This is a genomic window from Lactobacillus juensis (assembly GCF_036246285.1).
GTDB lineage: Bacteria > Bacillota > Bacilli > Lactobacillales > Lactobacillaceae > Lactobacillus > Lactobacillus juensis.
Map to the genome: position 1 here is coordinate 33,222 of NZ_BTTS01000001.1, position 20,421 is coordinate 53,642.

At 35.2% G+C, this 20,421-nt stretch carries 18 protein-coding genes; 15 read left to right on the top strand and 3 right to left on the bottom strand.

Going from position 1 to position 20,421, the window contains the following annotated elements; translation table 11 throughout:
- Positions 1–19: 19 nt before the first annotated feature.
- The 5 genes from AAA926_RS00190 to AAA926_RS00210 are packed head-to-tail and all read left to right on the top strand — an operon-like array spanning position 20 to position 7,114.
- Positions 20–2,077 carry a PBP1A family penicillin-binding protein gene (locus AAA926_RS00190; protein WP_265892432.1) on the top strand — a complete coding sequence of 686 codons (2,058 nt, stop codon included), beginning with the start codon at positions 20–22 and terminating at the stop codon, positions 2,075–2,077.
- A 14-nt stretch (positions 2,078–2,091) separates the two neighbouring features.
- Positions 2,092–2,448, top strand: a complete 357-nt coding sequence (locus tag AAA926_RS00195; RefSeq protein ID WP_198178807.1) for a YlbF family regulator — start codon at positions 2,092–2,094, stop codon at positions 2,446–2,448.
- Positions 2,448–3,659, top strand: coding sequence for a metallophosphoesterase family protein (locus AAA926_RS00200; protein ID WP_338211653.1), 1,212 nt, complete (start codon positions 2,448–2,450; stop codon positions 3,657–3,659). Before AAA926_RS00195 ends, AAA926_RS00200 begins: the two co-directional genes overlap by 1 nt.
- Positions 3,646–6,144, top strand: coding sequence for an ATP-binding protein (locus AAA926_RS00205; protein WP_338211655.1), 2,499 nt, complete (start codon positions 3,646–3,648; stop codon positions 6,142–6,144). The genes AAA926_RS00200 and AAA926_RS00205 overlap by 14 nt, the downstream gene beginning before the upstream one ends.
- Positions 6,137–7,114 (top strand): 3'-5' exoribonuclease YhaM family protein, encoded by a 978-nt coding sequence (locus AAA926_RS00210; protein WP_198178813.1) that lies wholly within the window; start codon positions 6,137–6,139, stop codon positions 7,112–7,114. The genes AAA926_RS00205 and AAA926_RS00210 overlap by 8 nt, the downstream gene beginning before the upstream one ends.
- A 48-nt stretch (positions 7,115–7,162) precedes the next feature.
- Here AAA926_RS00210 and AAA926_RS00215 read toward each other — a convergent pair whose 3' ends face one another.
- The 3 genes from AAA926_RS00215 to AAA926_RS00225 all read right to left on the bottom strand — a co-directional run bounded on the left by AAA926_RS00215 (position 7,163) and on the right by AAA926_RS00225 (position 8,959).
- On the bottom strand, positions 7,163–8,062 hold the full coding sequence (locus tag AAA926_RS00215; RefSeq protein ID WP_265892435.1) for a peptidylprolyl isomerase PrsA: 900 nt from the start codon (positions 8,060–8,062) through the stop codon (positions 7,163–7,165).
- Positions 8,063–8,176: 114 nt separating this feature from the next.
- Positions 8,177–8,518 carry a hypothetical protein gene (locus AAA926_RS00220; protein WP_338206356.1) on the bottom strand — a complete coding sequence of 114 codons (342 nt, stop codon included), beginning with the start codon at positions 8,516–8,518 and terminating at the stop codon, positions 8,177–8,179.
- 9 nt (positions 8,519–8,527) lie between these two features.
- A complete protein-coding gene (locus AAA926_RS00225) occupies positions 8,528–8,959 on the bottom strand; it encodes an HIT family protein (RefSeq protein WP_046332337.1) in 432 nt (143 codons plus the stop codon).
- A 90-nt stretch (positions 8,960–9,049) separates the two neighbouring features.
- Here AAA926_RS00225 and AAA926_RS00230 point away from each other — a divergent pair, with 90 nt between their 5' ends.
- The 10 genes from AAA926_RS00230 (at position 9,050) to polA (ending at position 20,420) form a co-directional block, all read left to right on the top strand.
- Positions 9,050–9,790, top strand: a complete 741-nt coding sequence (locus AAA926_RS00230; RefSeq protein ID WP_265892437.1) for an ABC transporter ATP-binding protein — start codon at positions 9,050–9,052, stop codon at positions 9,788–9,790.
- Entirely contained in the window at positions 9,783–10,979 is a 1,197-nt protein-coding gene (locus AAA926_RS00235) for an ABC transporter permease (protein WP_265892438.1), read from the top strand. Before AAA926_RS00230 ends, AAA926_RS00235 begins: the two co-directional genes overlap by 8 nt.
- A gap of 8 nt (positions 10,980–10,987) precedes the next feature.
- Positions 10,988–11,647 carry a tRNA (guanosine(46)-N7)-methyltransferase TrmB gene (gene trmB / locus AAA926_RS00240; RefSeq protein WP_265892439.1) on the top strand — a complete coding sequence of 220 codons (660 nt, stop codon included), beginning with the start codon at positions 10,988–10,990 and terminating at the stop codon, positions 11,645–11,647.
- A gap of 16 nt (positions 11,648–11,663) precedes the next feature.
- Positions 11,664–12,002 (top strand): thioredoxin family protein, encoded by a 339-nt coding sequence (locus AAA926_RS00245; RefSeq protein WP_327059487.1) that lies wholly within the window; start codon positions 11,664–11,666, stop codon positions 12,000–12,002.
- 21 nt (positions 12,003–12,023) lie between these two features.
- A complete protein-coding gene (gene ytpR / locus AAA926_RS00250; RefSeq protein ID WP_265892440.1) occupies positions 12,024–12,671 on the top strand; it encodes a YtpR family tRNA-binding protein in 648 nt (215 codons plus the stop codon).
- Between the two features lie 175 nt (positions 12,672–12,846).
- A complete protein-coding gene (gene murC / locus AAA926_RS00255; RefSeq protein WP_265892441.1) occupies positions 12,847–14,157 on the top strand; it encodes a UDP-N-acetylmuramate--L-alanine ligase in 1,311 nt (436 codons plus the stop codon).
- Between the two features lie 186 nt (positions 14,158–14,343).
- Positions 14,344–15,273, top strand: coding sequence for a sugar phosphate isomerase/epimerase family protein (locus AAA926_RS00260; RefSeq protein WP_265892931.1), 930 nt, complete (start codon positions 14,344–14,346; stop codon positions 15,271–15,273).
- A gap of 39 nt (positions 15,274–15,312) precedes the next feature.
- The gene (locus tag AAA926_RS00265) at positions 15,313–16,686 is read left to right on the top strand and encodes a PTS transporter subunit EIIC (protein WP_265892442.1); all 1,374 of its coding nucleotides are present in this window, start codon (positions 15,313–15,315) and stop codon (positions 16,684–16,686) included.
- A 66-nt stretch (positions 16,687–16,752) separates the two neighbouring features.
- Positions 16,753–17,490, top strand: coding sequence for a DeoR/GlpR family DNA-binding transcription regulator (locus AAA926_RS00270; RefSeq protein WP_265892443.1), 738 nt, complete (start codon positions 16,753–16,755; stop codon positions 17,488–17,490).
- Between the two features lie 245 nt (positions 17,491–17,735).
- Positions 17,736–20,420, top strand: coding sequence for a DNA polymerase I (polA, locus tag AAA926_RS00275; protein ID WP_265892444.1), 2,685 nt, complete (start codon positions 17,736–17,738; stop codon positions 20,418–20,420).
- Position 20,421: the final 1 nt, after the last annotated feature.

Here is a 20,421-nt window from a genome sequence, read left to right on the forward strand (position 1 = left end):
TTCTAAAGGAGCAGATAAAATGGAAAACAATGAACCAAAGAAAAACGGTAAGGGCGGCTTATGGCACCGTTTTGACAACCGTTTTTTCATCGGTCGCTGGATCATTTTGATTTTGCTTACCGGGATGTTATTGGTTTGTACTTATTATACCGTTAAAGTTAAAACTTCAAATATATCAAATTTAAAGGCATCATTATCAGCTACAACCGGAATTTACGATTATAAGAGTCAAAAGTCTGGCTCATTATATTCGCAAAAAGGTACTTATGTAAGTTATAACAAAATTTCGCCTAATGTGAAAAATGCTGTAATTTCAACAGAAGATCGTACTTTTTGGAAAAATCCGGGTTTTAGCATCAAAGGAATGGGCAGAGCTGCTTTAGGCTTGATTCTTAACCGCGGTCAAATATCTGGTGGTGGTTCGACCATCACGCAACAACTGGCTAAAAATGCTTTGTTGACGCAGAAGCAAACTTTCTCTCGTAAAGTTGAAGAACTTTTCTTTGCTATTGAAATAAACCATGTTTATTCTAAAAAAGACATATTGACTATGTACCTTAATAAAGCTTATTTTGGCAATGGTGTATGGGGAGTTGAAGATGCCAGTCAAAAATATTTTGGTAAAAATGCCAGTCAGTTGACAATCGGAGAAGGAGCAACTTTAGCCGGTATTTTGCGTAATCCAAGTAAATATAACCCAATTGACCATATGTCTTATGCTTTGTCTCGGAGAAACCTGATATTAAATCTAATGGTTGATAATAAAAAATTATCAAATTCCAGGGCGAAAAGTGAGCAAAAAATTGGTTTAACTTTACGTGACACCTACCATAATAAAGATGGGTATCGTTACCCTTATTTCTTCGATGCAGTCGTTGACGAGGCAATTAATCGCTACGGGCTAAAAGAAGAAGATGTAATGAATAAGGGCTTGAAAATATACACAACCCTTAATCAAAATTATCAAAGTCAGCTGCAGCAAAAATTTGACCAAGGTTATCTGTTTCCGCAAAATGCGACTGATGGTACGAAACCTCAAGGCGCAACGGTGGTAATGGATCCTGCAACTGGCGCAGTGCGAGCTGTAGTAGGTGGTCGAGGCAAACATGTTTTTCGTGGTTATAACCGTGCTACTCAAATGAAGAGACAACCAGGCTCTTCAATTAAACCGCTAGTTTCTTATGCTCCAGCGCTTCAACAAGGTTATCACTATGATTCGCAGCTTTCTAACAAGCTGCAGCGTTTTGGTAAAAATGGTTATCAACCGCATAACGTTGACAACGGCTATTCTGATAAAATCCCGATGTATTCCGCCTTGGCCCAGAGTAAAAATGTCCCTGCAGTTTGGTTACTAGATCGCATTGGGGTATCAAAGGGCGTTCAATCAGCTAATAATTTTGGTATCAAGGTGCCAAAAGAAGACCAAAATCTTGCTTTAGCTTTAGGTGGACTATCAACAGGTGTTTCACCTATTCAAATGGCACGAGCATATTCAGCTTTTGCCAATAAAGGGAATTTGCCTAATAATTCTTATTTCATCACTAAAATTACTGATGCTAGTGGGAATGTAATCGCTGAAAATCATGATACTGGTACGCATCGCATTATCTCGGAAAATACGGCTAAAGAAATGACTACCATGTTATTGGGGGTGTTTGCAGGTGGAACTGGAACATCCGCTCAACCAGCTGGTTATCGAGTTGCAGGTAAAACTGGGTCAACTGAAGTACCAAACTCTTATGGCTTTGGTACTAAAGATCAGTGGATCGTCGGTTATACACCAGACGTTGTGGTTGCTACTTGGGTTGGCTTCGATCGCACTAATCAGCAGCACTTCATGCATGGTGTTTCAGAAACTGGTATTACTAGGCTATATAAGGCTGAAATGGAAAGTATTTTGCCATATACAGCTCAAAATCAATTTAAAGAACAGGCCCCAAAGCAAATTATTCAAAATAACGGTGCAGGTTCAGATTGGACAAAGGGCTTTGGAGATAAAATCGAAAAAGGCATAGGTTCAGCAGGAGAAAAAATTAATGAATGGTATAATGACATTAAAGGACTTTTCGGTCATTAATTAGGAGGAAAAAGATGATTAATATTTATGATTCAGCAAATCAAGTAGCAACAGATTTGCAAAAGCTTGATGAATTTAAGGCTTTAAGTGCTGCTATTGCTGCGGTTAAAAACAATGAAGAAAGTACAGCTTTGTTCAAACAGATGGATGAGATGCAGACAAAAATTATTAATTCACAGTCTGAAGGAAGAGATTTTCCAAAGGATTTAGAAGAGGATTATAAAAAATTAAATGAAAAGGTGCAAAAAGATGCCCAAATATTAAAGCTCTTGCAAGCTGAGCAAAATATGTATAAAACTATTGATGATGTTCAAAAAGCAATTGCTAAGCCAATTAATGACCTTTATGACGGTCTTAGGAATAAAAAATAATGAAATTCATCCATTTTGCTGACGCACATTTAGATAGTCCATTTTTGGGGCTATCTTTTTTACCATCTGAGAGTTTTAAGCAGATTCAAAATGCTCCAATGCAATCTTTAACTAAAATTGTAGATTTGGCACTGAAAGAAAAGGTTGATTTAGTATTAATTGCTGGGGATACTTTTGATAGTTTCAAGCCAACTCCCAGTGTACAAATTTTTTTCGCTCATGAAATTGAGCGACTAGTCAATGCGCAGATTCAGGTAATAATGATTTTGGGTAATCATGATCATATGGCAAAAGAAGACTTGCTGGTCGCTGAAAGTCCCTATTTCAAGTTACTGGGTAACGGAGAAAAAGTAGAAACTGTCTCTTATAAAACAAAAAACGGTTTTGAATATGACGTGAGCGGCTTTTCATATTTGGCCAATCATATTACTGATGATATGGCGGCGCAATTTCCTGCTAAAAGCAATCGTTATACTTTTGGCATTATGCACGCACAGGAAAGAACAGGTGCCAGTGCACAAAATGTTTATGCGCCTTTTAGTTTGAGTGAGCTGCAAAATCTCAATTACAATTATTTTGCCTTGGGTCATATTCATTTAAGACAAGTCTTGTCCGAAACGCCATTAATCGTCTATCCAGGAAACATCCAGGGTCGTCACATTAATGAAACCGGTCCTAAAGGTTGCTATTTAGGAACTATTGATGAGCAAACAAAACAAACTAAGATCCATTTTATGCGGACCAATTCTATTACTTGGAGTAAAAAAGAGCTTGAATTAACAAAACCAGTGGCAAAAACAGAATTGGAAAATATGATTATTGATTGTCTGTCAGCAATATCAACTACTTATTTTTGTCTGCAAATTAAGGGAGCTGATTTTTTGAATGAAAAAGAAAAAGAATTGGTCCAAGACAGTGATTTTTGGCAAATGATTTCTAGAAGACTGACTCATGACTCACAGTTAGTAGATGTGCGGTTTATTAGTGGGGCCAATTTAGAAATCGCCTTTAATGATCAAAAGTACTTTAAACAGGCTGAAAAAGAAGTTTTTGGTCCTGATCAATTTGCTCAAATCAGTAAAAGCTGGGCTTTAAAAACTGAGTATACTGATAGTTTGGCTCAAGACCCTGAATTCGTTCAGGAAATAAAACAACTCTCTGAAGTCAAGTTAAATAGTAAATTGAAAGGAGTTAATGATGAAATTAATTAAACTTCAAATAGTTAATTTTGGTCAATTTTCAAACTTTACTTTTGATTTATCAAATTCAAACATTGATGTTTTTTACGGAGTTAATGAAGCAGGAAAGAGTACCATCGTTGCCTTTATTAAACAGATTTTATTTGGCTTTCACCTTGCTAACCATAGTTCGGATTTTTTTGAGGACTACACGCCTTTAGCACAGGTTAGTCCAATGGGCGGGTCTTTATTTTTTGAAAATGAAAATGGTCAGCATTATCAGTTAGAAAGACTTTACGCACATGGTAAAGGGTCAAAAGCTGGTACTCTGACTGTGAAATGTGACAACCAAGTGGTACCAGAAAGTGTTTTTTTTGATCAAATAAAAAATATTGATGGTGAATTTTACACTGACAGTTTTATTTTTAATCAGGATATGCTGGCAAAAGTTGATCAGATCAAGCAGAAAGATTTACTGGAACGTATCTATTATTTGGGTGCAGCTAATAGTGATAGCTTAATAACTTTACGTGATGATTTTGCTAAAAGTGCTGACGGTTTATTTAAAAAGACTGGCAGAAAGCCGCCTATTAATCAGTTGCTGGTAGAAGTTAAAGATGAAGAAAGCAAAGTCAGTAACTCTGAAAATGAATTTTCTGTTTACCAAGAACTTAATGACAGTTTTAAAAAGCAAAAAAGTTTGCAACATCAAGAAGAGAACAAAGAACTTGCATTACAAAAAGAATATGACAAGTTAGAAAAGATGCAAAAACTTGTTCCCAGCTACGAAAAATTGCAAGATTTACAAAATCAAGTTAAAACAGTCAACTTTGATTCAGAGCAGTTTCAATCTGCACAAACCTTAACAATGCAGGTTGATTCTTTGCATAAAAAGCAGCAGAAAATCACAGCAAAGTTAAGTGAATATTCTCATGACCAGGAAGAAAATAAGGCTGCTTCAGTGCTTGTTCAAAAAAAGCCGGAAGTATTACAATGGCAATCTGAGTATCATAACTGCTTACAAAAAGATGAACAAATTAAGGAAGAGCAGAAACAACTTATTGCACTCGATCCAAATCTGAATAAAATTGTGGGAATGGAGCAAAAGGAAATTATTAAACTGCAAGATGACTATCAAAAGCTGCCCCAAAAGGAATTAAAGATTGAGCAGAGTAAGAATGGCAATTCTAAGCAGTATTTTTTGTTTGGTGGCGTTATTTTTCTTGTCGGTTTAATTTTATTGTTTATTGCACGAGCTTTTGGCTTTTTAGCTGTTGGTATTGGGCTGGCTCTAGTGTTATTTGGTTTTTATCAGCAGAAGCAAACACAAAAAGCAGTAGAAACTATAACAGAGCAAAATGAAAAAATAAGGAAGCAAAGACAGTCTTTTGAAAAGCGCTATGCTATTAATCCCATCAATTTAGATATAAATAATTTAATTAATGAATGGAGACAATATCAAGTATTAATTCAAAACTTAAAAAGAAATAATCAGCGAAAAAATGAGTTAATAGGATTAGTCACACCGATAGCAGTCCAATTAGGTGATGAACTGAATCAAACTGTAAGTACTTTTGAAGATGTATTGAATGGACTGGACCAACTGACCAAGAAAATAAATTTAGAAAAATTACGCCGAGAAAAGCAAACTAGCTTAGAAAACAGTTTGGCTGAAAATAAAGATGAACTAACTGAAACTGAAACCAAGCTAAAAATGATTCTGGCAAAGGCGCAAGTTACTAGCTTAGCTGAATATGAGCAAATACAAAAACAAAAGCTAAAACAGGATAAAATACAAAACCAGATTGATGCTCTTGAAACGAATTTGCAAAATGATTTGAGCGAGTTAAAAAGTTATGCCCAAAATAAAACAGAAAATCAAACTGAACTCGCAAATTTAAGGTCAAAAATTTCTTCAGTTCATGAAAATATTAATCACATACAGGGAAAAGCAGCTGAAATAAAAGTCAAAATGGAAAATTTGGCAAATTCAACGGCTGTTTTCGAGGAAAAACAAAAACTGGCTAACTTAAAGGCAAAATTGAAAAATTTGAGCATTGAATATTTAGCTGACCTATTTACTGCAAAATGGATTAGTCGTGCTCTTGATTTAGCTTCGAATGAACGATTTCCCAAAATGCTGGTTACTGCTAAAGAATATTTGCGACTATTAACGGATAACCGTTATAATGATATTGAAATTGGTAAAAAAATAACGGTTACTCGTTTTGATGGTAAAAAAATAGAAGTGCAATATCTTTCTAGAGGAACTTCTGAGCAATTATACTTTGCGTTAAAACTGGCTTTTGTTCAACAAATACGAGATGAAATAAATTTACCCATATTAATAGACGACTCTTTTGTTAATTTTGATGATCACAGAGTTGATGAAATTGAAAAGCTGCTTCAAGCAATTGCTAGAAACAATCAGGTATTAATTTTTACTGCGCAAACAAGTCTTGTTGATAAATTGCGAATACAACCGCTAACTTTTAAGAGAGGAACTAAAAATGTATAAACGTTTGCTGGATTATAATGATGGCGAAGAACTAGAGTTGGTTGTGCTAATTAAGAATTCTCAATTAAGACATACGAAAAAAGGCAAACTTTATCTAGCAATGTCATTTAGTGATTCTTCTGGTGAGATTCGTGGCAACTTTTGGGATGCTAATGATCAAGATGCTGCAACTTTTAATGCAGGAACAATAGTAGAGCTTGATGGCAAGCGCGAAGAATATCAGGGTCAGCCACAAATAAAGATTTATAGCTTACGTGTTGTGGGCCCGGAAGAAGGGTATGATCTTAGGCAATTTATCAAATCAGCTCCAGAGAAAATTGCTGATATGAAAGAAGAAATAAACCAGTATGTTTTTGAAATACTGAATCCTACTTGGAACAGAATTGTACGATTCTTATTAAAAAAATGGGATAAACGATTTTTTGATTTTCCAGCGGGAAAAAGTAATCATCACGCAGTGCGTGGCGGACTGGCCTACCATACTGTATCGATGCTGCGTGATGCAAAAGGTTTGGCGGACAATTATTCACAAATTAACCGTTCTTTGTTATATGCCGGCTGTATCCTCCATGATATGGGCAAAGTACTTGAATTAACAGGTCCGGCAGCGACACAATATACCACTGAAGGTAATTTGATTGGGCATTTGGTTTTGATTGATGAACAAATCATGCTGGCGGCTCAACAACTTAAAATTGATTTAGAATCCGAAGACTTATTGTTGCTAAGGCATATGGTTTTATCTCATCATGGTAAATTTGAATATGGCTCACCTAAATTACCTGCTCTTCTTGAAGCCGAGTTATTGCACCGCATTGATGATCTGGACGCATCTGTTTATGCTATCACCAATGCTTTACAGCACACTCGTCCTGGCAACTTTACCGATAATATAATGAGTCAAGGCGGCCGAAAATTTTATAGACCTAAAACAGATGAATCATTAGGAAAGGCCCGTAAATTAGAGTAAAAAAAGAGTTCAAGCATGCTTGAACTCTTTTAATATATTTTAATATAATTATTTTTTATCAGTAGATGTAGAAACATAAGAAGCTAAGACATCTTTTAGATCTTTATCTTTTATGTCAACTCCAGCCTTTTTAATAACTTTGGCTAGAACATCATGCATAGTTTGTTGGTCTTGTGACATTGTCTGATAGATTTGGTCATCAATCTCTTTTTTGTGTGAAGCAAATGATCCTTTAGCAGGGTGCTTAATCATTCTGATTACGTGATAACCTGATTGAGATTTAACTGGGCTCTTTGTTGTTTCGCCAGTCTTTAATTTAAAAGCAGCTTTTTTAAACGCAGGGTCTAAACTAGAATCGGTAGAATCAAAAGCAGGCAGCTTTCCTTCATTGTTTTTAGTTCCTGGATCTAAAGAATACTTTTTCACCAAACTCTTAAAACTTTTACCATTTTTAAGTTCATTAGTAATTTCTTCTGCTTTAGATTTTTTAGAAACTAAAATATGTTGCACTTTAACTTTTGGTTGATAATCTTTCCAAACTTTGTCTTCCTGACTCTTTGAAATCTTCTTGATGTCCTTTAAAGCAGCTTCAGTAAGCAAGTTTGTTTTCAAGTTTTGTTTGAAACTTGAAGCAGTCATGCCATTTTGTTGCAAAACGGCATCAAATTGACTACCGTATTGCTTTTTGTAATTATTGTATTGTTTATCAACTTGCTTTTTTGAAACTTTGTTGCCATATTGTTGCTCTAAAACACGATTGATAATCATGTTTGCCAGGGCGGTTTTACCAGACTGAGACTTTTTCATTTCGTCATAGTATTCTTGCTGGGTAATCTTGCCGCCTTTATAAGAAGCAACGGTTTTACCGCCATTGGAACAAGCCGCTGTTGATAATGCCATACTTGCTACGGCAATGACAGCTGCTGCTTTTCTGATATATTTTTTCATAAAATAAATTCTCCACATCCTTAATAAATTAAGTCACCGACAACTAATATAACATAAACTGGCAAATCTAGTTTTTATTTTTAAGTTTTTTGTCAAAAATTGCCAGTTTCTTTACTAATTTTTAGAATTATCAGCTTCATTTTCAATATTACGATTAATCGCTGAAGCTTTGCTTTTTAATTTGGCAATAATCCGATTAATGCCTATTTGATAATATTCTACTTCTTTTTCTAATTCAGAAATTGCTTTTTTAGCTTGTGGCAAAGATTCTTTTAACTCTTGCTTGGCAGTCTTTAACTTTTTGCTAGAGTCGGTAAGATCACTAATGTCTTCTTTCACTGAATTAATTGGTTTTTGCACCGATGGAAATAAACGATTACCGTTTTTATCTTTAAATAGTGAAAGAACAACGCCAAAACCCGCTCCCACTGCTAGACCTAAACTAAAATGTTTCATCATGTCACCTTAGAACTCGGCTCTAATTGCAGCTGCAACTTTTTGATAATCTTCTTCAGTATATTTTTCAGCGTTATTGCGCGTTGCAATCTTTAAACCGTCTCCCTCAAATCGTGGTATAAAGTGAATATGTGAGTGCATTACTACTTGGCTGGCACTGGCGCCATTATTGCTACTGATGTTCATACCAGTAATTCTAGGGTCAAACTTTTTAATTGCATTGGCAATTGTTGGAATATACTGCAAGTACCTTTGAGCATCTTCAGGCGTGTAATCAAAAAAGTTAGTGATGTGCTTTTTAGGTACCATTAAAGTGTGACCTGGGTTGACTTGAGATAAGTCTAAAAAGGCTTTGACGTCATCATTTTCGAAAACTGTGTAGCTGTTGGCTTCACCCGTGATAATTTTACAAAATAAGCAATCTTTATCTAATTCTTCCATTTTAAAACCTCTTCATTTCAAAATTTAGTTTCTTTTAATATCATGCTATCATATTAAATGAGTAAATTCATTAAAAGAAAGATAGGAATTATGACTTTAAAAATTGAACATTTGACTGGTGGATACATTGGTGTGCCGGTCATTAAAGATATTAACTTAGAAATTATCCCGGGAGAAGTTTTAGGGCTAATTGGACTAAATGGCGCAGGCAAATCGACGACAATTAAACATATCTTGGGGCTATTACGACCACAAAAAGGGAAAATTACTCTCAATGGTGTTGACTTAGCAGCTCAACCTACTAAGTTTAAAAGAGAAGTCGCATATATTCCCGAAACCCCAGTTTTATATTCAGAATTGACTTTAAAAGAACACCTGCAATTAACGATTCTCAGCTATCAGTTAAACGAAAAACAGGCCTGGGCAAAAGCTCATGAGTTGCTGCAGATGTTTAGGTTGGATGACAAGCTCGATTGGCTGCCAATTCACTTTTCTAAAGGTATGAAGCAAAAGGTGATGATTGTGTGTGCCTTTTTGGCAAATACAGAACTACTTGTAATTGACGAGCCGTTTACTGGACTAGATCCTTTAGCAGTGGCTAATTTAGTGCAATTAATCAAAGATGCTGCTGGTCAGGGCAAAATGGTTTTAATGTCAACACATATTTTAGCTAACAGTGTTCAGGCCGTTTCACGCTATGCGGTCTTAAACAACGGTAAAATTGCTTCTACTGGTACTTTGACTGAAATTCGAATGCACTACGGCTTAAAGGAAGCAGATTCATTTGACCAAATTTACCAAATTTTAAGTCAGGAGCAACAAAATGCGTGATTTGGCTAAAAGAAGGTTGCGGGAAAATTTAAGCCAATCTTTAAAATATCTAGTATTGGTTTTTAATGATTTCTTTATCTTAGCTCTGATTTTCCTTTTTGGAGCGCTTATGTTCTGGTACGCACAGGCAATGAAGACTATGCCTGAAAGTCAGTGGTACTACCGTCCACTAGTTGGTATTTTGCTCTGGCTGCCACTTTTAATAGGGAAATTGGTAACTTTGTTAAAACCAGCTGATTTACAATTTTTACTGCCCGAAGACGAAAATTTAGCTTCATATTTAAAACCAATGTTAAATTACAGTTTAATTGTACCGACAATTTGCTTGGTTTTAATGGCGGGAATTATATTTCCTTTTGCAACGATTAAGGCAAAGATTGAACCGTTAAATTATGTTTTCGCTGTTTTGACCGTTTTTTTAGCTAAGATGATGCAGCTTAAAGTTATGGAATATAATTTATATTTTAACCGTAAAATTTCCATCATAATTTTAAATATCCTTTTCCTGCTTTTGTTTGGCTTGGGAATGTTTAAACCCCAGATCATGATCATAATCGCAATCTTGCTAGCGGCTGCTGTCTTTATTTTAGTTTTGAAGCCGCAACATGCCCCACTGTTTGACTGGCAATATGCCGTGGAGCAAGAAAAAAAGCGCAAAAATGTTGTTTATAACGCTTTTAGTATGTTCACAGACGTTAAAGAAAGACAGACTAATATTAAAAGACGGAAATATTTGGACTTTTTATTGCCTAAAAATTTATCGTCAGAAAATCCGCATAAATTTTTGTATCGCCGTTCAGTGCTTAGAAACCCTGAAAATATTAATTTAATAGTGCGCATGACTGCTTTTGCAGTTTTAATTTCCTGGTTGGTACAAAATTGGGTTTGGGCATTATGTTTATCATGCTTAGTAGTCTTTTTAACTATTTATCAGTTGCTGCCAATGGTCGATGAATTCGATACCAATGTCATGTATCGGGTTTATCCAATTGAGCGTACCAATCGGGGTCTAGATTTAGTATCCGCATTAGCAGGAATATTATTAGCTCAATGGGTTATAATTAGTGTTTCGTGGCTGATCACTTTATCAATTAATTTACACCTGCTGGTGGCAATGGGATGTTTAGGTGTTTTCAGCTGGGGCATGTTAAGGTTATACTTACCTGCAAAAGTAAAGAAAAGGAAGTAGCAGAATAGATGAGATTACGTAACAAACCGTGGGCTGTAAAGCTGGTACAAGAGCATCCAGAAAGTGTGATTGATCGACCAGATCCAAGTCTGAAAATTGATTGGTCAAAGCGGTTTGCTGATATTTCAAAACCATTAGAGATAGAAGTAGGACCCGGTAAAGGAAAATTTATTACTACAATGGCAGAAAAGCATCCGGAAAAGAATTTTGTTGCTTTGGAATTGCAAATAACAGCAGCTGGCATGATTTTACGGACTAAACTAGCAAAAGATTTGTCTAATTTACAAATTTTATGTGCTGATGCTGCTAATATTGATACTTTTTTTGATGCTCACAGAGCAAGTAAAATATATTTGAATTTTAGTGATCCCTGGCCAAAAACTAGGCATGAGAAAAGGCGGTTAACTTATAAGTCTTTTTTACAAAAATATCGGACTGTTTTGCAGGAAAACGGGCAAATAGAATTTAAAACTGATAATGCAGGACTTTTTGCTTATTCTGTGCAAAGTATGAATAATTTTGGGATGCACTTTGATTTTGTATCAGTTGATCTTCATAATGAAAAAGATGAAATAGTCAGTGCCAATATTGAAACGGAATATGAACACAAATTTGCAGCTCAGGGCAATCCAATTTATGCTTTGCATGCAGATTTTGGGGTAAAATAATTAAATAAGAGTAAGGATTGAGAGGTTTTTCAAAATGGAACAAATAAAAGAATTGAATAAAGATAAATTAGACTCGATTACTAAAAATGGACGAGTAGTTTTAGAATTTTCAGCAGGTTGGTGCCCGGATTGTCGTTTTTTAGACCCCTTCATGCCAGAAATAGAAAAAGATTTTGCCGATAGCAAATTTTATCAAATTGATCGTGATGGCTCAATTGACCTGGCTAAGGAAATGAACATCATGGGTATTCCTTCCTTTGTGGTCTACCAAGATGGTCAAGAAATTGGTAGACTAGTTAATAAGGATCGTAAAACTAAAGATGAGGTTGAAAGCTTTTTACGGTCACTTGACTAAGTGAAAGAGGATTATTGATTCATGATTACTAGTATTAATAAAAGAAGTTATCCCAATACCTTGATTGTAATTTTAGGTCAGGATAAGGGCAATAGTGAATACGATGAAAAAGGTGATATCACACGCATTACTGATGAAGAGGGTAATGTTACCGGTTATAACTTTTTTAACGTTGATCAGCTAATTGACTACGATAAATTACCAGATGGACAAGTTAAGCTGTCAAATGATGATTTGACTGCTTTAAATAAAAAACTGGCAGAAGTTGGTTTTACTGATAAACTTGCTTATGGCAAGCCAACGCTTATTTATGGCTATGTCAAAAGCTGTGATAAGCATCCCGATTCTGATCATTTGCACGTTACACAAGTTGATGTGGGCAATGGTGAAGAACATCAAATTGTCTGTGGTGCGCCTAACATTGCACAGGGACAAAAAGTGGTTGTTGCTTTACCAGGTACTTTGATGCCTAATGGTCAAGTAATTTGGCCAGGTCAACTGCGTCACGTGGATTCCTATGGCATGATTTGTTCTGCTCGTGAATTGGGACTTGAGCACGCTCCTCAAAAGCGCGGAATTATGGTGGTTCCTAATGAATTTACTGTTGGAGAAGCCTTTGATCCCGAAAAGTGTGACGAACTATTAGCAAACGGGCAGATTACTTTATAGCACTGAGGACTTTATCAAGCTTTGGTAAGGTCTTTTTTGTTACGAAAAGAATGTCAATTGCTTTAGTATTTTTTGCCATACTGCGAAAATTTGATTGCAATTTCTTGATGGTCCTGCTTTTTGGACTCAGTAATGGTAAAATAAAATGCAATGATATAATTTTGGAGTTCAGTAAATGTTAGATAAAAATAAGCAAATTTGGTTTATCGGAATTAAAGGAACTGGCATGGCTTCTTTAGCTTTAGTGCTAAATGATCTAGGCTTTAATGTAGCTGGCAGCGATATTAAAAAGTATACTTTTACCCAAGAGCCGCTAAAAAAAGCTGGTATTGAAGTTAGAGAATTTAGTGCGAATAATATTAAGGATTCGGGACAAGTCATCGTTAAAGGAAACGCGTTTAAAGATGACAACATAGAAGTAAAAACTTGTGAAAATAAGAACATTTCCTGGCAAAGTTATCCTGATACAGTAGAAGAAATTATCAAAATGCATACGAGCATTGGTGTTTCAGGAACTCATGGCAAAACGTCTACTACTGGCCTTTTAGCCCATGTATTAGGTGAAGCTGCACCCACTTCTTATTTAATAGGTGACGGTGAGGGCAAGGGTGTTAAGAATTCTCGCTTCTTCGTCTATGAGGCAGATGAATACCGACGTCATTTCTTAGCCTATCATCCAGACTATCAAATTATGACTAACATTGATTTTGATCATCCGGATTATTTCAAGGATCAGGCTGATTACACTTCGGCTTTTCAAACTGCAGCCGATCAAACTCAAAAAGGACTATTTGTCTGGGGTGGTAATGAAAGACTAAGAAAATTGCATTCTAATATTCCTAAATATACTTATGGTTTTGAAGATAATGATGATTTTCAAGCAGTCAATATTAAAAGAACAACAAAAGGTTCAAGCTTCACGGTCGTAAATCATGGTAAAAATATTGGTGAATTTCAAATACATCTTTTTGGGGACCACAATATTTTAAATACGACAGCTGTGATTGCTGTTGCCTACACTGAAAAAATTCCTATAGTAGATATTAAAAAAGGTCTGCTTACGTATAAGGGAGCAAAACGGCGCTTTTCTGAAAAAGATTTCGGTGATATCAACATTATTGATGATTACGCTCATCATCCAACTGAAATGAAAGCAACAATTCAGGCTGCACGACAAAAGTTTCCACAGAAGAAATTAGTTGTCGTTTTTCAACCACATACTTTTTCCAGAACAAAGAAATATGCTAAAGATTTTGAAAAAATATTGCGCGATGTAGACAAGGCTTATGTTACCCCGATTTATGCTTCTGCCAGGGAGGCAAGTGGAGATATTTCAAGTGATGATTTAGTTGCTAAAATTCCTGGCTCAGAAGTAATTGATCTTGATAACATTGCAGATCTTGCTCAAAACGAGAATAGCGTAATTGTCTTTATGGGAGCTGGCGATATTCAGAAATATGAAGATGCTTTAGAAGAGTTACTGTGATTTAATTTTTTAGCTTTACTAGAATTCTAGTAAAGCTATTTTTGTGCCCAAAATTTGTATTCTTTTTGAAAACATTTGAAATATTATTAAAATTAATGAAAAATAATGGTTGATTAATGAAAAATAATGAAATATAATAAAAATGTAAACGATAACAAATGAAAAGAGGACGAATTGATGAAAGAGATAAAAACAGCAACAAGGTTAAATGCATACCTGCCACATTATGATAATAAGATTGATAAGGTTTTTGGTGAACTGAAAAAAGTTGGAATTAATTATGTAGATATTAATTTTCCCCAACAGACTATTGGAATTCCGGCAAGAGACATGAAGAAAATGTTAGACGAAAATGGTTTGCGTCCTAACGGAATGGAAATGAGATTTGAAGGTCATTATCTTAACGGAGATCTCGGAAATTTAAACGATAAAATCTATCAGGATGCAATTGAAATGTGTAAACAAGCAGTAGATTATTGCCGAGAAATTGGTGGATCAATGATTAATATCTGGAGTGCTCATGATGGTTTTGACTATAGCTTTCAAATTGATTATTTAAAAGTTTGGCATAGGATTGTCCAAGCTTGTCAAGAAATTGCTGATTATGCTCCTGATATTAAATTTAGTATTGAATATAAACCCTATGAGCCTCGTGCCTATGCTTTCGTAGACAGTATGGGAACCTTAGGAATGATTTTAAAAGATATCAACCGTAAAAACTTCGGTGTGCTTTTAGATTATTGTCATATGCTAATGAAACATGAAAATCCGGCCATGGGATCTGAAATTTTTGCTAGTCGTGGCGAGTTATTTGGGGTTCATATTAATGACGGCTATGGCGTCCATGATGATGGTTTAATGGTCGGCACTGTCACTCCATTTAAAACCTTAGAATTTCTTTATTATATGAAAAAATATCACTTTGATGGCATGTATTATTTTGATACAGCACCGGTAATAGAAGATCCTAGTCAAGAAACCCGTAAGAATATCGAGATGTTGAAATACCTTTTAAATCTCCTTGACCGAGTAGGCATGGAGAATATAGACAAAGTGATTAATGAGAATGATGCAATTAAAGCAAGAGATCTATTGTTGGATTTTATAAAAAAATAACTACTTTAATTTGGAAATTGTTTTTTTGGAGGCAAAAAAATGGATTACAGAGAAACAGCACGAGGTATTTTGGATGCCGTTGGCGGACCAAGTAATATATCCAATATGACACATTGTGCAACTAGGTTAAGATTAAATTTAAAAAATGAAAATATTGATGATGCCAAAGTGAAGGCAGTAGATGGCGTAATTAATGTTTCAAAGGGCGGTGGTCAATATCAGGTATTAATTGGACTTGAAGTACCGAAAGTATTTGATGAATTTGAAAAGCTTGTCAATGGTAGTACTGATAATGAAGTTAGTACGCAAATCAAACCTCATGGATTTAAAGGATATGTCAATGCCTTATTTGCGGCAATTGCAGGTATTTTTTCACCACTGCTTCCCGCTCTTGCAGGGTCGGGAATTTTATATGGCTTACTTTTGTTCTGCAGCCAAGTAGGCTGGATAAGTCAGAAAAGCGGTACTTTTGTCATCTTGACTGCAGCCTCAAAAGCCGTATTTTACTTTTTGCCCATTCTGTTAGCTTTTTCGGCTGCACGAAGATTTAAAGTCAGCCCTTACATTGCTGCACTAATCGCTGGCGCACTTTTATATCCAGATTTCATTCAATTAATGGGTACCCATGGAAATGGTGCAATGACTTCATTCTTGGGTATTCCAGTTGTTTTAATGAATTACAATTCAACAGTAGTTCCAATTTTAATTTCTATCTGGGCTTATTCATATTTGTATAAGTGGTTAGATAAACACGTCAGCAAAGATTTGGAGCTTGTGGTTGTGCCACTTGTTTGTCTTTTAGTTATGGTGCCTCTGACCGTAATTGTTATCGGCCCACTCGGTGTATATGGTGGTCAATTTGTTGCAGATGTTGTTAATTGGTTAATTAAAAATGTACCACTGCTTGCTGGAGTAGTCGTTGGTGGTGGATGGAGTTTCCTTGTATCTTTTGGAATTCATTGGGCTGTAAATCCAATAATGATTAATAATATTGCTACACAAGGCTTTGATTTTATTTGTCCATTAACCTTTGCCTGCAATTTTGGTGTTATTGGAGCTGCTATAGGAGTTTGGCTTAAAACACGTAATAAAGAGCTAAAGAGTTTTTCTTTAACTGGAGTAATAACGATTTGCCTTTCTGCAATAATAGAACCAACATTATTTGGTTTACTGGTAAAAAACAGAAAAATATGGGCAGCACAAATGATTGCTGGTGCAGTTGGCGGAGCTTATTTAGGACTAACAAAAGTATTTACAAACGCATTTGTTTTTGGTTCAGTAACAACTTTTCCGGCTTTTGTAGCTAAAAATAGCAATAACTTCTTAAATGCGATGATAGGATTGGGTATTTCTGTAATTGTCGGAATCATTCTTGGCTTTATTGTTACCAAAAAAGATGAGCGTCTTGCTTAAAATAAAGTTAGATGGGTTATAATTAAGGAAGCAAAACACTTATGTATATAAGGAGAAGAGAATAAATTGCTTCCGATCGAAAGACAAAATCAAATCTTAAAAATTTTAGAAAACAAAAATTTGAGCAAACTGGATGAACTTCATAACCAAATACCCAATGTATCTATTTCAACTTTGAGAAGAGATATCAAAACATTAGAAGATGAAGGAAAAATTGAGTATTTATTCGGCGGGGCTGTTAGGCTAAGTGACGGTTCTGGAGAAGTCGAATTCACAAAAAAGGAACATAAATACCAAAAAGAGAAAAAGCAAATTGCTGTTTTAGCTGCCCAAGAGATTCACGATAGCAATGCAATATATGTGGATTCAGGTACAACATGTACTCTGTTGCTTGATAAAATAAAAAATAAACGGATCACAATTTATACTACGAATACACAAGTATGCCATATTGTTGGTAATTTTAAAGCTGAAATAGTTTTAATAGGTGGCAATTATAACGGCGTCACTTCTTCACTTACTGGCGCATTGACTAACGATTTACTATCCAGGCTTCGTTTTGATAAAGCATTTTTTGGAATGAATGGTGTTGACATTAATAATGGATACACAACACCACAATTTGATGAAGCAATAAAAAAGCAACTGATTGCAAAAAGAACTTCACAATCTTTTATATTAGCTGATTCTAGCAAATTTGGCGTATCTTCAAATGTTCAGGCTCTAGAATTAAAAGATGCAATCCTAATTTCTAATGAAAATGACTCTCAAATTGCTAAAGAAACAAAAATTATTTGTCCGTAACAAAAATAAAAAAGTTAATTAAATATAGAAACATCAAACCTAACAGGAGTTTGATGTTTTTTGTTTAAAGAAAGTTCTAAAAATCCTATACAAAAAGCGTAATAAGCAAAAACTAAATTATTATTTAAAGTAGATAAATGATATTTAACCTGTTTGTTATAAAAACAGTATTGTGCAAGATCCGTGCAAAAACTGTTAAAATGGTAGTTGAATAAAGAAAATTGGTTTAATTGTAAGGAGATCTAATGGCTGATAAAAAATTACTTTTAATTGATGGTAATTCAGTTGCCTTCCGTGCCTTTTACGCACTATATCGCCAACTTGAAAATTTCAGAAATCCTGAAGGATTGCATACTAACGCCATTTATACATTTAAAAACATGCTTGATGTCGTCTTAAATGATGTCGAACCTGATCATGTTTTGGTTGCTTTTGATGCAGGTAAAACTACCTTTAGAAATAAGATGTACGCTGACTACAAAGGTGGCAGACAAAAGACTCCCTCAGAATTATCTGAACAACTGCCATACATTCAGGAGCTTTTGCATGACTTGGGTTTGTCTACATATGAGCTTGATAACTATGAAGCCGATGACATTATAGGAACTTTCGTAACTATTGGTGAAAAAGAAGGCTTTAAAGTTACGGTAGTTACAGGTGATAAAGATTTAACACAACTAGCTTCACCGCAAACAACAGTAATGGTCACTAAATCCGGTGTGTTGAACTTGGAAGCTTATACACCTGAACACATGAAAAAAGTTAATGGTGTTACACCAACTGAATTTATTGATATGAAGGCATTAATGGGTGACAATTCTGATAATTACCCCGGTGTAACTAAAATTGGACCTAAAAAGGCATCACAGCTTATCCAAGAATATGGTTCAGTAGAAAATTTGTATGATCATATCGATGAAATGAAACCTTCTAAAATGAAGGAAAATTTGATTAATGATAAAGATAAGGCTCTTTTAGGCAAAAAATTAGCTACTATTGATCGTCATACTCCTTTAACCATTGGGATTGATGATGTTAAAAGGCGTCCTATTAACTATCAAAAATTGCGCAAATTCTATGAAAAGATGAACTTTCGTAAATTCTTGAGTGAATTAAATCCGGACGGAGAAAATCAAACACAAGATCAATCGGAAAAAACATATGATAATGATAAAGTAGTTGATTTTACTGAACTTAAAGAAAATGACATCAATAATTTTGCTGTTACTGATGGACAAACTATTACTTTTTATCTGGGAATGCTGGGTGCTAACTATCATTTAGCCGAGTTTGTTGGCTTTGCTTTAAAAATTGATCAAAAAATATATGTTAGCCGCAACATCGAGCTTTTAAAGGAAAATAAACTTAAAAACATACTTGAGAGTGATAAAGTTTCCAAAAATGTGTTCGACCTTAAAAGGACAACTGTAGGTTTGAACCGATTAGGTATTCATGCTCGCGGCATTGACTATGACATGCTTCTTGCTTCGTATTTGATTAATAATGAAAATAATTCAGACGATATGGGTGAAATATGCCGGATGTATGGCGATAATTCGGTTAAAAGTGATTACGACGTTTATGGTAAAGGTAAAAGTGCCCACATTCCAGAAGACGATCAGGTGTTATTTAACCATTTGGCTGGCAAGATAGAAGCAATTGAAAACTTAAAAGAGACATTGTTAGCTAAACTAAAAGAGCACGAGCAGGATGATCTTTATGCCAACATTGAAATACCAGTTGCACGAGTCTTGTCTGTCATGGAGATAAATGGTATCAAAGTCCAAGCTGATACCTTAACGCAGCTCCAGGATGAATTTGCGGTTGACCTTAAAAAAATGGAACAACAAATCTATGATGAGGCCGGTGAAGAATTTAATATTAATTCTCCTAAGCAATTGGGTCATATTTTGTTTGAAAAGATGGGCTTGAAGCCAATTAAAAAGACCAAGACTGGCTATTCAACTTCTGTTGATGTTTTAAACCAGTTAAAGGATGAGAACCCTATTATTGAGCACATTTTGACTTACCGGCAAATTGCAAAAATACAATCTACCTATGTTAATGGCCTGCTAGATGTTATTCAAAAAGATGGTCGCGTTCACACGAGGTATTTACAAACTCTGACCGCAACCGGTCGTTTGTCCTCCGTTGACCCTAATTTACAAAACATCCCAACTAGAACAGAAGAGGGTAAACAAATTCGAAAAGCTTTTGTGCCTAGTGAACCAGACGGTTACATTTTCTCGTGTGATTATTCCCAAATTGAATTGCGGGTTTTGGCTCAGGTTTCCGGTGATGAACAAATGCAGGAAGCATTTAGAACGGGTTATGATATTCATGCTCATACTGCAATGCGGATTTTTCATCTCAAATCAACCGATGAAGTGACTCCTTTAATGCGGCGCAGGGCTAAGGCTGTTAATTTCGGTATTGTATACGGTATTTCTGATTATGGCTTGTCTAAGAATCTCAATATTAGCCGTAAAAAGGCTAAGGAATTTATTGATAATTACTTTGAACAATATCCGCAAGTTAAAGAATATATGAATAAAGCTGTGCAAGTGGCACGTGAAAAAGGCTATGCGGAAACAATTATGCATAGAAGACGTTATTTACCTGATATTCACGCCAAAAATTATAACGTCCGTTCATTTGCCGAAAGGACAGCTATCAATTCTCCTATTCAAGGTTCAGCTGCAGATATTATTAAAATAGCAATGATTAACATGCAGAAGAAATTGGATGACATGCATCTCAAGACAAAAATGGTAGTCCAGGTTCATGATGAATTGATTTTTGATGTGCCAAAAGATGAATTAGAAACAATCAAAAAAATTGTGCCTGAAGTTATGCAATCCGCTGTGAGACTTGATATACCTCTTGTAGCTGACTCTGGATATGGTCATAACTGGTTTGATGCGAAGTAAG